This is a genomic window from Burkholderia sp. IO2 (assembly GCF_029522185.1).
Classification (GTDB): Bacteria; Pseudomonadota; Gammaproteobacteria; order Burkholderiales; family Burkholderiaceae; genus Burkholderia; species Burkholderia cenocepacia.
The window spans coordinates 1-13,581 of record NZ_JAKWFH010000058.1 but is presented as its reverse complement, the minus strand read 5'-3'; the positions used below and the strand labels follow the sequence as shown (position 1 = coordinate 13,581).

16 protein-coding genes and 1 tRNA gene are annotated in these 13,581 nt (G+C 60.8%); 3 read left to right on the top strand and 14 right to left on the bottom strand.

The features are described 5' to 3' along the window. Positions 1-56: 56 nt before the first annotated feature. From parE to MMB92_RS28760, 3 genes are all read right to left on the bottom strand, one after another. The gene (parE, locus tag MMB92_RS28770; RefSeq protein ID WP_006497076.1) at positions 57-2,039 is read right to left on the bottom strand and encodes a DNA topoisomerase IV subunit B; all 1,983 of its coding nucleotides are present in this window, start codon (positions 2,037-2,039) and stop codon (positions 57-59) included. Positions 2,040-2,259: 220 nt separating this feature from the next. Continuing rightward, positions 2,260-4,245, bottom strand: coding sequence for an ATP-binding cassette domain-containing protein (locus MMB92_RS28765; protein WP_171983969.1), 1,986 nt, complete (start codon positions 4,243-4,245; stop codon positions 2,260-2,262). A gap of 230 nt (positions 4,246-4,475) precedes the next feature. Continuing rightward, positions 4,476-4,880 (bottom strand): DUF4399 domain-containing protein, encoded by a 405-nt coding sequence (locus MMB92_RS28760; protein ID WP_012328968.1) that lies wholly within the window; start codon positions 4,878-4,880, stop codon positions 4,476-4,478. 198 nt (positions 4,881-5,078) lie between these two features. Here MMB92_RS28760 and MMB92_RS28755 point away from each other — a divergent pair, with 198 nt between their 5' ends. The 3 genes from MMB92_RS28755 to MMB92_RS28745 all read left to right on the top strand — a co-directional run bounded on the left by MMB92_RS28755 (position 5,079) and on the right by MMB92_RS28745 (position 6,283). After that, positions 5,079-5,261, top strand: coding sequence for a rubredoxin (locus MMB92_RS28755; protein WP_006478164.1), 183 nt, complete (start codon positions 5,079-5,081; stop codon positions 5,259-5,261). 148 nt (positions 5,262-5,409) lie between these two features. After that, positions 5,410-5,484: transfer RNA gene (locus MMB92_RS28750), tRNA-Arg, on the top strand. A gap of 169 nt (positions 5,485-5,653) precedes the next feature. After that, positions 5,654-6,283: an Arm DNA-binding domain-containing protein gene (locus MMB92_RS28745; protein ID WP_230391231.1), complete on the top strand. Its 630-nt coding sequence runs from the start codon at positions 5,654-5,656 to the stop codon at positions 6,281-6,283. On the opposite strand, the gene MMB92_RS28740 is transcribed toward MMB92_RS28745, so the two are convergent. The 11 genes from MMB92_RS28740 to MMB92_RS28690 form a co-directional block, all read right to left on the bottom strand. Continuing rightward, positions 6,261-6,674: a hypothetical protein gene (locus tag MMB92_RS28740; protein WP_154817287.1), complete on the bottom strand. Its 414-nt coding sequence runs from the start codon at positions 6,672-6,674 to the stop codon at positions 6,261-6,263. The genes MMB92_RS28745 and MMB92_RS28740 overlap by 23 nt on opposite strands. A gap of 91 nt (positions 6,675-6,765) precedes the next feature. Further along, the gene (locus MMB92_RS28735; protein WP_154817286.1) at positions 6,766-7,194 is read right to left on the bottom strand and encodes a hypothetical protein; all 429 of its coding nucleotides are present in this window, start codon (positions 7,192-7,194) and stop codon (positions 6,766-6,768) included. After that, positions 7,187-8,032 (bottom strand): toprim domain-containing protein, encoded by an 846-nt coding sequence (locus MMB92_RS28730; RefSeq protein ID WP_230391230.1) that lies wholly within the window; start codon positions 8,030-8,032, stop codon positions 7,187-7,189. The genes MMB92_RS28735 and MMB92_RS28730 overlap by 8 nt, the downstream gene beginning before the upstream one ends. Beyond that, on the bottom strand, positions 8,029-8,889 hold the full coding sequence (locus MMB92_RS28725) for a hypothetical protein (protein WP_277563110.1): 861 nt from the start codon (positions 8,887-8,889) through the stop codon (positions 8,029-8,031). Before MMB92_RS28725 ends, MMB92_RS28730 begins: the two co-directional genes overlap by 4 nt. Before the next feature lie 786 nt (positions 8,890-9,675). After that, positions 9,676-9,942 (bottom strand): transcriptional regulator, encoded by a 267-nt coding sequence (locus MMB92_RS28720; RefSeq protein ID WP_230391229.1) that lies wholly within the window; start codon positions 9,940-9,942, stop codon positions 9,676-9,678. 182 nt (positions 9,943-10,124) lie between these two features. Beyond that, positions 10,125-10,748, bottom strand: coding sequence for a hypothetical protein (locus tag MMB92_RS28715; protein WP_154817285.1), 624 nt, complete (start codon positions 10,746-10,748; stop codon positions 10,125-10,127). A 43-nt stretch (positions 10,749-10,791) separates the two neighbouring features. Beyond that, the gene (locus MMB92_RS28710) at positions 10,792-11,388 is read right to left on the bottom strand and encodes a hypothetical protein (RefSeq protein ID WP_208090273.1); all 597 of its coding nucleotides are present in this window, start codon (positions 11,386-11,388) and stop codon (positions 10,792-10,794) included. Positions 11,389-11,599: 211 nt separating this feature from the next. Continuing rightward, positions 11,600-11,830, bottom strand: coding sequence for a DUF4224 domain-containing protein (locus MMB92_RS28705; RefSeq protein WP_062884391.1), 231 nt, complete (start codon positions 11,828-11,830; stop codon positions 11,600-11,602). Positions 11,831-11,966: 136 nt separating this feature from the next. Next, positions 11,967-12,179 (bottom strand): hypothetical protein, encoded by a 213-nt coding sequence (locus tag MMB92_RS28700; RefSeq protein ID WP_154817283.1) that lies wholly within the window; start codon positions 12,177-12,179, stop codon positions 11,967-11,969. Next, the gene (locus MMB92_RS28695; protein WP_062884390.1) at positions 12,172-12,459 is read right to left on the bottom strand and encodes a hypothetical protein; all 288 of its coding nucleotides are present in this window, start codon (positions 12,457-12,459) and stop codon (positions 12,172-12,174) included. The genes MMB92_RS28700 and MMB92_RS28695 overlap by 8 nt, the downstream gene beginning before the upstream one ends. After that, positions 12,452-12,823, bottom strand: coding sequence for a hypothetical protein (locus tag MMB92_RS28690; RefSeq protein ID WP_208090892.1), 372 nt, complete (start codon positions 12,821-12,823; stop codon positions 12,452-12,454). Before MMB92_RS28690 ends, MMB92_RS28695 begins: the two co-directional genes overlap by 8 nt. Positions 12,824-13,581 lie beyond the last annotated feature (758 nt).

Sequence of the window (13,581 nt, the reverse complement as noted above, 5' to 3'; positions counted from 1 at the left end):
TCGTAAGTGGCGTGAGGCCGGGCCGGGCGTCATGCCCGGCCGCGCGGATGCTCCGCTTAAATGTCCGCTTCGACGTCGTTGCCCTTTTCCTCGAGCCAGCCGCGCCGCGCGGCTGCCTCGCCCTTGCCCATCAGCATCGTCATCCGCGCGACGGTCGCCTCGTAGTCGAGCTCGCCGAGCTTCACCGGCATCAGGCGGCGCGTGTCGGGGTTCATCGTCGTGTCCCACAACTGCTCGGCGCTCATTTCGCCAAGACCCTTGAAGCGGCTGATGCTCCACTGCGTGTCGCGCACGCCGTCCTTGCGCAGCTTGTCGAGGATCGCCTCGAGCTCGCCGTCGTCGAGCGCATAGAGCTTCTGTGCGGGCTTCTTGCCGCGCGCGGGCGCATCGACGCGGAACAGCGGCGGGCGCGCGACGTACACGTGGCCGCGCTCGATCAGCTGCGGGAAATGCTTGAAGAACAGCGTGAGCAGCAGCACCTGGATGTGCGAGCCGTCGACGTCCGCGTCCGACAGGATGCAGATCTTGCCGTAGCGCAGGTTCGACAGGTCGACGCCGTCGTCCGGGCTGTGCGGGTCGACGCCGATCGCGACCGAGATGTCGTGCACCTCGTTGTTCGCGAACAGGCGGTCGCGCTCGGTTTCCCACGTGTTCAGCACCTTGCCGCGCAGCGGCAGGATCGCCTGGTATTCCTTGTCGCGGCCCATCTTCGCGGAGCCGCCCGCCGAGTCGCCCTCGACGAGGAACAGTTCGTTGCGCGCGATATCTTCCGTCTCGCAGTCGGTCAGCTTGCCGGGCAGCACCGCGACGCCCGAGCTCTTGCGCTTCTCGACCTTCTGGCCCGCGCGCGTGCGCGCCTGCGCCTGCTTGATCACGAGTTCGGCGAGCTTCTTGCCGTGCTCGACGTGCTGGTTCAGCCACAGTTCGAGCGCCGGACGCGAGAACGACGACACGAGCTTCACCGCGTCGCGGCTGTTCAGCCGCTCCTTGATCTGCCCCTGGAACTGCGGATCGAGCACCTTCGCGGACAGCACGAAGGACACGCGCGCGAACACGTCTTCCGCGAGCAGCTTCACGCCCTTCGGCTGCAGGTTGTGCAGCTCGACGAAGCTCTTCACCGCCTGGTAGAGACCGTCGCGCAGGCCCGACTCGTGCGTGCCGCCGGCCGGCGTCGGAATCAGGTTCACGTACGACTCGCGCACGAGCGAACCTTCCTCGCTCCATGCGACGACCCACGACGCGCCTTCGCCCTCGGCGAAGGTTTCGTCGGTCGAACGCGAATCGGCGAAACGCTCGCCTTCGAACAGCGGGATCAGCAGCTCGCTGCCGTTCATTTCGTCGAGCAGGTAGCCGCGCAGGCCGTCTTCGTACTTCCACGTCTGGCGCTCGCCCGTCTTTTCGTTGACGAGCACGACCTCGACGCCCGGCAGCAGCACCGCCTTCGAGCGCAACAGACGCTGCAGCTCGCCGAGCGGCAGGTTCGGCGAATCGAAGTATTTCGGATTCGGCCACACCTGCACGCGCGTGCCGGATTTCTTCTCGCCGCGGCCCGCCGCCTGCGTCGCGAGCGGCTTGACCACGTCGCCTTCCGCGAAGCCGAGCTCGGCCATCTTGCCGTCGCGCCACACCGTCACGTCGAGTCGCGTCGCGAGTGCGTTCGTCACCGATACGCCGACGCCGTGCAGGCCGCCCGAGAATGTATACGCGCCGCCCGCGGCCTTGTCGAACTTGCCGCCCGCGTGCAGGCGCGTGAACACGATCTCGACGACCGGCACGCCTTCTTCGGGATGCATGCCGAACGGGATGCCGCGGCCGTCGTCCTCGACCGAGACCGACTGGTCGGCGTGCAGCGTGACCGTGATCTGCTTGCCGTAGCCGCCGAGCGCCTCGTCGGACGCGTTGTCGATGACTTCCTGGATGATGTGCAGCGGATTCTCGGTACGGGTGTACATGCCGGGCCGCTGCTTGACCGGCTCGAGACCCTTGAGCACCTTGATCGATGCTTCGCTATAGGCCGCGCTGGGTTTCTTCGTTGACATAGGCGCTGAATTTCGTCATTCATCGGGACGTTGTCCACACCTCGTGTGGATAACGTCGTGGACAAAACGTTGAGTTCCGTAAAAAAGCGAATCGAAACAACGGTGTGCTTGGACTGCTCCGAAAGCGGGCGCGCGGCGTGCGCTGCGCGCCCCTGAACGCGCGGTATTTTACTGGTTCCGCGTGGCGCGCCAATCGCGGGATCGGCGCGCGCCGCACGCGTCACACCGGCTTGCGCTTCGCCTCGAGCGTTTCCCACCGTTCGAGCGCGGCGAGCAATTCGTCGTCGATCGCCGCGAACCGCTCGGTCAGGCGCGTGCCTTCCTGCGGGTCCTTCGCGAAAATCGAGCCGTCCTCGAGTTGCGCATTGATCGTCTTCTGCTCGGCTTCGAGCGCGGCGATCTTCTCCGGCAGCGAATCGAGCTCGCGCTGTTCGTTGAACGACAGCTTCACCGTGCGCTGCGCGTTGCGGCCGGCCGCGCTCTTCGCCGGCTCGTCCTTCGCGGGCGCCGCTTCCTTGACCGCGCGCTTCGCCGCTTCCTGCTGCGCGAGCTGCTCCGAGCGCTCGCTCTGGATCTGCCAGTCGGTGAAGCCGCCGACATATTCGCGCCACTTGCCGTCGCCCTCCGCCGCGATCACCGACGTCACGACGTTGTCGAGGAACGCGCGATCGTGGCTGACGAGCAGCACCGTGCCGTCGTAGTCGGCCAGCAGCTCTTCGAGCAGTTCGAGCGTCGGGATGTCGAGGTCGTTGGTCGGTTCGTCGAGCACCAGCACGTTGGCCGGGCGCGCGAACAGGCGCGCGAGCAGCAGCCGGTTGCGCTCGCCGCCGGACAGCGACTTCACCGGCGAACGCGCGCGTTCCGGCGCGAACAGGAAATCGCCGAGATAGCTCATCACGTGCTTGCGCACGCCGCCGATCTCGACCCATTCGCTGCCGGGGCTGATCGTATCCGCGAGGCTCTTCTCCTGGTCGAGCTGCGCGCGCATCTGGTCGAAATACGCGACCTGCAGGTTCGTGCCGGTGCGCACCGTGCCTTCGTCGGGCTTCAGGTCGCCGAGGATCAGTTTCAGCAACGTGGTCTTGCCGGCGCCGTTCGGGCCGACGAAGCCGATCTTGTCGCCGCGCATGACCGTCGTCGAGAAGCGGTCGACCACCGTGCGGCCGCCGTAACGCTTCGTCACGTCGGTCAGCTCCGCGACGATCTTGCCGGACTTCTCGCCCTGCGCGACGTCCAGCTTCACGTTGCCCTGCGCATTGCGGCGCTCCGCGCGCTCGTTGCGCATCTGCACGAGCCGCGCGATGCGGCCCACGCTGCGCGTACGGCGCGCTTCGACGCCCTTGCGGATCCACACTTCTTCCTGCGCGAGCAGCTTGTCGAACTTCTCGTTCTCCACCCGCTCGACTTCGAGCTGCTGCGCCTTGCGCGTCTGGTACGCGGAAAAATTGCCCGGGTACGACAGCAGCCGGCCGCGATCGAGCTCGACGATGCGCGTCGCGACGCGGTCGAGGAATGCGCGATCGTGGGTGATGAACAGCAGGCCCGCGCGCTGCGCGACGAGCAGCTCTTCCAGCCAGCGGATGCCGTCGAAGTCGAGGTGGTTGGTCGGCTCGTCGAGCAGCAGCACGTCGGGCTGCAGCACCAGCGCGCGCGCCAGCGCGACGCGCTTCTGCATCCCGCCCGACAGCGCTTCGACGCTTGCGTCGACGTCCTGCAGGCCGATCTGCGCGAGCGTCATCGACACGCGGGTGCGCCAGTTCCACGCGTCGTGCGCGTCCAGCGACGACTGCAGCGCGTTCATCCGCGCGAGCAGCGCATCGTGTTCGGCACCTTCCGGGATCTCCGCGAGGCGGTGCGCGATCGAATCGTATTCTTCGAGCAGTTCGCGCGTATGCGCGAGCCCTGACGCGACCGCGTCGAACACCGTCGCGCCCGGCTCGAATTCGGGCTCCTGCGGCACGTAGACCGTCACGAGCTCCTGCTGGCGCGTGACCAGCCCGTCGTCGGGCTTCGCGAGATCGGCGACGATCTTCAGCAGCGACGACTTGCCCGCGCCGTTGCGGCCGATCAGGCCGACCCGCTCGCCGGCTTCCAGCGAGAAATCCGCGTGATCGAGCAACGCGACGTGACCGAACGCGAGCTGCGCGCCGGTAATGGAATAGAGCGACATGGGGAGACGGCGAAGAGAGAAATCGGAAGCGCCCATTGTACCGGGCGCGCGGGCCGGGATCGGCTTGGCTGGACGGACGAGCGCCGCGGGATGCGCTTGAAGCGCGTCGGCGCGATGCCGGGAGCGGGTTGCGGACGGTTTTTCGCGTGGATGCCGGCCGTCGTTTACGTGCCCGCGTAAACGGCCGAACGCCGGCCGGATGCCCGCGGCCGGCCGATCGACCGATCCCGTGCGCGGCGCGGCGAGCGCCGGCGCGGGACGTGCGATTATTTCACGTTGACCGTGATCGTCGAGCTCAGTTCGGGACCGTACGAACGGTGCGCGCCGTCACCGAGCTGCAGCGTCAGCGTGTGCTGGCCAGGCGGCAGCTTCACGTCGGTTTCGGTCTGGGCCTTGCCGAAATGCAGCGAATGGTCGGTCGCCGGGATCACGTCGCCCTTCGGCACCGGCTTGCCGTCGATCAGCAGATGATGATGACCGGTATCCGGGGTCATGTCGCCGGCCGGCTTGAGCGCCATGCCTTCGAGACCGAACTTCACGTGCACGGGGCTCGACACCGTCGCGCCGTCCTGCGGCTCGACGAAGAACACACGCGCTTCGGCGCGCGCGAGCGTCGATACGGCCAGCGCCGCGACACAGACTGCACCCGCGATCCACTTTCTGTTGAGCATCGTTTCCTCCTTCAGATTGACAGGCTCACGAAGCATACACTGCATGCCCGACCGACGCGACGGCGCCGGTTGTTCGCGATGCGTACGTTTAAAACGACGTTGCGCAGGCGTTCGGCGAAATTCCGGTACCATTGCGCCTTTCGTCCGCCGGCCAGGCTGCGGACGGCATCGCCGAATTTTCATTATCCCGAGCGCAACATGAGCGAAGTAACCGAATACCAGAGCTGGGTCTGCCTGATTTGCGGGTGGGTCTACAACGAAGCGGAAGGGCTGCCCGACGAAGGCATCCCGGCCGGCACGCGTTTCGCCGACATTCCGGCGGACTGGCGCTGCCCGCTGTGCGACGTGGGCAAGGAAGATTTCGTCGTCGTCGATTTCTGATTTTCCGTTTCGATCGCGGTTGATTACGCGATACGCGTGTCGCGGGGGCATTCCGCCCCGCCGACGCGCCGCGCGTTTGCTATACTCTGCGCGCTGTCCACACCGCCGTCCGGTTCGCCTTCTTTTGCGCGAATGCCCGGATATGGCTCTCCCCGTAGTTCAATGGATAGAACAAGCGCCTCCTAAGCGCTAGATACAGGTTCGATTCCTGTCGGGGGGACCAGCTAGGTTCCCAAAGCCTCCCAAGATTTCCTAAAAAGCCCCGCAAAGCCTTGCTGTGCCGGGATTTTTGCTGCCATCATTGCCCACGACTGCCCAGTACAAGCCAAGCACCTTGGGGGTATCAGTGGGGATATACCCCGAAGTGCTCGGCGTCGATACCCCAACGCAAAATGCCGAAGCAAACCGATCCTCTCACTGACTTGAAGGTGCGTCGCGCGAAGTCTGCCGAGCAGCCTTACCGTCTTGCAGACGGCAAGGGGCTTTATCTCCAGGTCATGCCGAACGGCTCCAAGTACTGGCGCATGAAGTATCGGTTCGATGGGAAAGAAAAGCTCGCGTCGTTCGGCGTCTACCCCGAAGTGTCGTTGGCCGAGGCACGACAAGCCTGTCTCGCTGCACGGAAGCTGTTGGCTGCCGGAACCGACCCGACCGAACAGAAGCGCGAGATCAAGCGGGCCCGGGCTATCGAGGCATCGTCGTCCTTCGAAGCTGTCGCGCGGGAGTGGTTCGAGTCGCAGAAGGACGGCTGGACGGAAGTCTACGCAGACAAGGTAATCAACTCTCTCGAAGTCGACGCGTTCCCGCGGATCGGCTCCAAGTCGCTGCCGCCCGTCGCCAGCACGAGTTCCGGAATCCGGCGGAGACCACTGGCTTCCAATACGTCAGCAGCTGCCGCGGTTTGCGCACTCACGGCTTGCGGAAGAGCCAAAGCAAAAAGCCCGCTGGCGGCTGCCAAGCGGGCTTTCGACTCAAACCTCGCGCCGAAGCGCGAGTTACTTATGAAATCTTCTTGTAAATAATCGCCTTGACAGCGTCAATGACAGGCGACGAATTGAAACTGTCCGTTACACCATGAACTTCTTTGCGGCTAACTTTGATCAGCCGCTTTGATGAACCCATTGCCGGAACACCAGTAATAGGGATGTTTATCGTATCAAGAACTTCGTCTCCGTCACGAACCTTCAGTTCGATGATGAAGCTCGTCTCCCCGTTCTCATCCGGTGCAAAATCAAACGGGTGAGCCAATTCACCATCCGATCTCAATAGTGTAAGAGCTTCCGGAGGACAACCGAGCTCGTCGTGGAGGGCCTCAAACAGACCTGAGATCTCGTTCTCGATCTCAGCCAGCTCTCGTCTTTCCGCGTCCCTTCTTGCGACAAGCGCGTTCTTGTAGTCGTCGTAGATTGACATGAAAATCTCCGTGCGTGGGAGACCCATCATATCCGATTGCGGACGCAATTTTCGAGACTGGCATAAACATCCGGAATTTTACGGTTGATGTTCAATCAACGACAGCGCTATTTTGTTCAATCTTAGTTGAACAATGCTCCGTGAAGCTCCCGTCGTGCATTGCCTTGATTAACTTACCCAGCATCGCAGCGCGTGAAGCGAAGTTACGTGCTCGGTTGTACACCGTTCCGCGTGCACACTTCATCTCGTATGCAACCTGCTTAATCGGGATGCGATACCAGTAGACCGCTAAGAAGGCATTTGCGCACGTCTGCTGATCGATCTGATCGCAAAGCGAGTGGATAGCCATGTTCAGATACGGCATCGCTGGATCAAGGAATGAGTCCGGTTCTACCGGTCGCCGGCGCCGCGGTTGCAAACGAGCCAGCACATTGCTCGACGGGCGAGGCGCAAAGATCCGGCGCGTTTCGCACCACCACACCCATCGGGCTACAAGTTCGTCCACGTTCTGATCATCCATTCGCATCCTTCGATTCGCCGAAGAACACGACGCGGCAACGCTCGATGCCGAGGCGGTTTGCGACCTCCTGAGCCCCCTTCCGGCCGGCCTCGTCGTTGTCGTAGCAAAGCAGGATCTCGCTGAACCGCTCGAGCCGTTCCCAGTCGCTGTCGATCCACTGGTGGTTGCCGGCGCCGGCGTTCACCGACAGCGCCGGAATACCCACCTGATGCAACGTCATGGCATCGATCTCGCCCTCAGCAATCGCAACGATGCGCTGGGCCGGGTCGATCAGGTTCCAGCCGAACAGACACGGCTCGGCGCCGGCCTCCTGCCGCATGTCCTTCTTGTCCGCGATGTTCCGGTACTTGGCGTTGATCAGCTCGCCGCCACGGAGGTACGGGAAGACGATGTGCGTCTTCGGTCCGTTGGCCTGCTCGGCGATCTGGAACGCCTTCACGGTTTCCGCGGTGATACCGCGGCCACCGAACCACTCGTCCAGCAAACTCGTCGGGCGCGTCGCCTTCGGCCGCGCCGGACGCTGATACGTCGGAGCCTGCCGTTTCGGCATATCGTCGCGGACGCCGAGGAACTGCTTCGCCTCGCGCATCGCATCGGCTACGGACAGCGAGCGGCATGCGCACCAGAGGTCGAGCAGGTCACCGGCCTCGCCGCTCGCGAAATCCTTCCAAACGCCCCGCTTGGCACCGCCGAGGCATACCGACAGGCTCTGCCCCTTCTCGCCCGCCGTGCTGCCGGATTTCCATTCCTTGCCCGACTTGCGACCGTTGGGCAGGAGGTGCTCGGCGACGGCCGGCGCGTTCTGCGCCATCAGTTCGGCCAGTTCTCGCGCGTTCATGCCGGCACTCCTTGCCGTACACCGTTGGCCCAGAGATGGGCCGAACGCTCGCTGCAACCGGCGTTGGTCGCCTGCCACTGGTACGTGAAGCCCGCCGCCTTCCACCACGGCATTGCATCGCCGCCAGCGAAGAGATCGCTGCCTAACGGCTGCGACTTCGCGAATTCCTCGAAGTGCCGATCACGACCGAAGAACGTCGACGCCTGCTTGACGTACGGCGTGCCGATGTTCCCTGCAGCCTTCATCGCCGCAGCGTAGGCGACGACTGCCGCGACCAGGACACCCGGATCGATGCCTTCACGGATTCGAGCGTTCCACGCCCGCAGCGCTGCCTGCTTCGAATTCGAGCCTTCACGTTTCGGATACTGCCGCCACGCTTCATCGAACTTTTCGTCGACGACATCGCGCTTGGCTGACGTGTCAGCCGTACTCTTTGATGTAGTCTCTGTAGTAGTCTTTGTCTTATTAACGACTTGCGCTTTCGCTGCCCCGCGGACTGCGGAATCAGCATCCCCCGAAATGCGCTTTCCGCAGTTCGCGGATTCCAACATCTCGTTCAGGCGATCGAGGTCAATTCGGTAGTAGACGCGGTGCTCGAGTCGCTTGTTCGTCTCGATCAACACACCGCGTTCGACCAGCTGCTTGCGGGCTGTCGCCTGTTCGCGATAAGTCATGCCGGTTTCGGCTTCGATTTCCTCGACGGTCTTGTACACGCCAAGCTCCGATGCGGCCTTGTCCTGCCAATAGAAAATCTGGCTGAAGAACAGGACGGCGTTGACGCTGCCGAGGTGCTTCACGAGGCCCGGGTAGTACGCGACGGGATGCCCGAGATCGAGCAGGTAATCGGTGGCGGCCATCAGTGCCTCGACAGACGAAAGAAGTCATAGACGCGCTGCGTGTTCTGCAGCGACAAGAGGCCGGCGCCGTAGGCCCACATCAGGGCACGTTTGAGGAGCGTTCTCATCGGCTAAGCCCCCGCGCGCGCTCCATCCGAGCAACCTGGGCGGAACTCCGCGCAGCGATCTCGGCTTGCATCTCGAGCCAGCGCTGTCGACGCGTGACCGAGTCACATGGCGCCTCAATTAGGCGCCCGAGCTCGGCGATGCGCCTTTCGCGTGCCTCGTCATCAACAACTGACCGATCAATTTCAACGCGCTTCATACCTGCCATCCTTTCCCACCACTTCCTAAGCAGTGCGAATTAGACAAAATAAAACCCCGCTGGGGGAAAGCTGCCGGCGGCCAAGCCGGTTCGGTTTGCCGGAGGGTTCGGCTCGCCTCAACTTTCCCCGAGCGGGGCTTCCCTCAAATCATCGATTGGCGGTCGATGCACCTAAATTATGGGCCATCCAAACAGTGGCCTCGAGTAGCAATAAAACAGTGCCACCCGAGCTAAAGCGGCTGATTAGCCGGCTCTGATCCACCCAGTACGGCCTTCGCGGTTCCCGGAAAAGTGGACGAAAGCCTTGTCGCGATCGTCTCGGAAAGCCGCACCAGCCCTTGAGGAGACGCCGATCAACAGCCTCGTGTGGTTGACTTTCTCGATCAAGCAGACCGCCGTTTCGATCAGGATGTTTGGCTGCCGAATACGTCGCCGAAATTGATGACCTTGTCGACGACGTTCGTGTGCATCTCGGACGGGTATCACGCCGCCTCCCGCCCTTCCTGAGGCGCCGTCGCATAGCCGAGCGGATCGGCCAGCCACCGGTGCACTTCGGCGTTGCTGTACACGGAGCACGTGCGGCTCATGCGAATGGGCTGAGGGGCCTTGCCGGCGAGCCCCAGCTTCCGCCAGGACTCACGGCACACCGGAATAAAGGGCGCGATCTGGGCCCATTTGGAGAGGCCGACCCGGGGGAGGATCGGCTCGATCGGCTGGCCGGAATCGGCCTGCGCTGCTGTCTTCTTCACGTTCGCTCACCCTGACTGAGACAACCCAAATCTAGGCAGCGGGAAAATTCCGCGCAACCAGCAATGGTCGTCTTTGTTGAAGTTGGTGAGCTAATGCTATTTGACCGTAACCTCTACTGCTACACGTGTACGCACAGGTTCCGCCTTGCGTAGACATTCCGCTCTGCGCAGACGGGAAGGATTCAGTCTCCGCTCATTTCTTTTTTCGCTTCCGATACGATCTCCGCGAGTTTTTTATGTGACAACGGGACGATCTTCGTCAGTTCAGTCGCCGCCCTCTGGGCGGACAACTTGGGATCAATATTCTCCTTCCAATGCTTTTTTGCAATCTCGGCCAGTGCGTAGTTTTCTGCATGTCTTCTTTTTGCCATAACGGATGCTGCGTGCGATTTATCCTCTTTATAGCCATACGGTGTTGCCTTGAGGATCCCGCACCAATAATTTGCTGACGATGCATAACTCCACGCGAGACCACTATTCTTTTCTGCCTTCATGGCCTGGACCGAATATGAAACTGCGATCAATATCGCGTGAAGCATTGCGAATTTACTCACCTCATCTGGATCTTTTTGAAATTCATCAAAAAAATCTCTCTCCTGCCGATCACCGTCAGTCGCCTCATCATCCCAAATTTTCTTAAAAATATTATCGAAAAAATGTCCTTCAGGGTCCTCCCCATTTTTTTCGATAAGGCTGCCTAAACCTCGCACAAAGATGTCACACGCCTCCGAAATAACGCTGCCCGCATCAGTTATGGGAGTTCTCATTTCTCTCGGAACAGGTTTATACACATCACCGTCACTCATAGTCACTCACTCATAACGCGAAAAATATTGCACAAACCAATTGTCAACGATCGACAATAATTCCCTTTTTTGCCTTTGACACTATCTCGGCAAGCTTTTTATGAGATAGCGGAACAATTCTTGTGAGTTCCGTGGCGGCGCTCTGTGCCGACATCGAGGGGTCGATATTTTCTCTCCAGTGCTTCACGGCATCTCTGATCATAGCTCGGCTTTCTGCATGGCGTAGATTGGCCATTTCTGCCGCCGGATTTTTGTGGGGGCCGTGCTCTGCAATCGCGTAGGCATATCGCTCACTCGCAACCCTAAACAACACAATAGCCTCGTCGTCAGTTCGGAAATCACAGGCTATCAGCTTAATGCAGCAGTAAATTCCAAGCCCAATATCCCTCTCAACTTGACTTGCATCGATCCACTCACGAATGAAAGTCAGGTTTTCATTGTCGACTTCCAAGGATTTCGCCCAAATACTTTCTCCTTGGGCAAGTAGATCAATATCCTCTTCAGCGAGGAACTCATCATCTGGATAATGTCGGCCAGCAGTCAATAACCAACCGAATCTCCCGATACTATGTAACCTCTCGATCTTGCCGCCGTCGGCCATCTCAATGAGGTCGGCCACTAAATCTTCGACGCGGCTCATAAATCGTGCCTCGAAATGCCCCATCTGCGCCCTCACGCACCCTTAAAGAAAGCCGCGCCAGCAGGGTAAGGGGGCCCTGCTTTCGCCCCGTCGAGCTAGGCGCGGTTGTAACTGCTGACTGCCGATCAGGCGAACGGACATTCTTCCCGGCACTGGCAAGTGTCGGCGACGCGTTGCCGCGATCATCACGTTGCCTCCGTTCTCGGCCGTCTCAAAGCCCCCTGTTGTTTAGCCACGGCGGCGTCCAAGCGGCCTCTGGGTCATCCTTTTGCGGCTTCTCTCCGAAGAGGCGCTCCACATGCGCACGTAGGACGGCGATCGAGCCGTCTGGACGGATCTTGTGCTGCACGCCCATGCTATTCAGGACACGGATGCGTGCAGCGTTCTGGCGCTTCCCGGTGAGTTCGGTCAACTCTTCGTCGGTGAGAAACATCGCGGACATTCGCGCCTCTCTTCGTGGCTATGCAAAATTCATTGGCTGCCGCACTCACCGCTCGGCTTCGCCGAAACGGTGATTCTCGCGCAATATACGCCCACAGTTGCCCAAGACGGTGCGCTGATTGCATGGAGTCGCCCGTTTAGCCATGCTGCCCTCCCGGTTCGTCGAGCGTTGCAATTAACCGAGCGCATGCAAGGATATGCTGCGCCAGCAAGTCGAAGACTCGGGTGTGATTGCGTAGCGTCTCCTCGGCTGACGGCGTGCGAGTCGCCTTCGGATTCTTTTGGAAATCGGCAAGGTTGAAGACTTGCGCGCCCCCGGCAGACTTGGATGCGCTCTTGACGTTAGCCATGGTTAGCCTCCTTGTCTCCCGTCTCGATGGCGGCGATCACGGAATTCACCAGTGCGGTAGCGATGCCAGCGGACGTGAGAACCGCATACAACTGGTTCGAATATTCGGTGCTGTTGGCAGCAGTCTCGCTGAGCACGTCGAGCGCGACAGCGAGGTGATTCGACGCGGACTCGAGAGCATCGAGTAGCGGGAGGCCGGCCGTGACGGAAAGCATGCTGGTCATCACGCTGACGTTGGGAAGTGTCTCGGGCAGCGTCTTCAGTGCGCGAATGTCAGTCATGGCGCATCTCCGCGGACTCGTTCACACGCTTGGTCAGTTGCAAGCCTTCCAGCATTCGATCCGCAACTTCGGTCAGGTACTGGCCGATAAGCTCGGCCGCGTCCAGCAGGCCCAAGTGAGCTGCTTGTCCGAGAGGTTCTGCATTCGACATTTCCGGCTCGCAACTGCTGTTGTGAACCAGCCGGGCGATTGTGCTGATCGCGTTAGACGCCCGATACACATCAGCAATGAAGTTCGCCGGAACCTTGGCGAATTCGCTGTCGTCGCCGGTGACCCAATGGTCATTCATCAGCGCGCTGCAAAAAGCGGGGGCGGTGTAATCGGGACGTGCGGGGGGAACTGACGCGGACTTAGCGGTAGACATGACAGCATCCTCTAGAGTGGATGCCTGCCCTCTCGTCGCCAAACGGGGGTGGGCAGGCGAATGACAAGGTTGGCGAACCGGATCTAGAGGAAACCGGCAGACCCGAAGGTCTCCCTACCACCGCCCGCCCATGAACTGGACGCGTGCGTAGTATACAGACGAAAAAATACCGCCATATGGCGGTCGTCGTCCGCCTCTAGAAATCAGGTCGCCAAACCTGACGCTTGTTGTCTCAAGCGCAGTACAACTGTAGTTCCGCGGCGTACAGACGTCAAGTGAGATTTTCATCCAAGCATGGCCCCGTCGATCGCCCGCTACAACCGCTACAACCGCTACAACCAATTCTTAGGTCTACCTAACAACTTTGATGATATGTTAGCTGTGTCGTTAGCTAGTTTATGCCGCCGCTAAGACATATAAGTCTCTGGCACTGACCACTACAAAGTTGAGTTCACTTAACTTGATCAGTAGAGTTCACTAAACTTCGCGCCTCAGAGGTCAACCGCCACCAGACACATGTCACTTCAAATTGATTCTTCTGATGAAGTCTGCGAGGCGGTCGTTCGAATCCATCACATCAACAACGCCAAGAAAATATCCTGTTGCTCCTGCGTTACGAGGACGCAGACTCACACAGGAGAATTGAAATGAACGCGTCCCACCCGTGAACGTGAGAGCAGAAAAAGGGGTGGACCCTCACGGGCCAACGGCATCGATGTGCCCAAGTGGAAAATGCACGCATTTCCCGGCAACCGGAG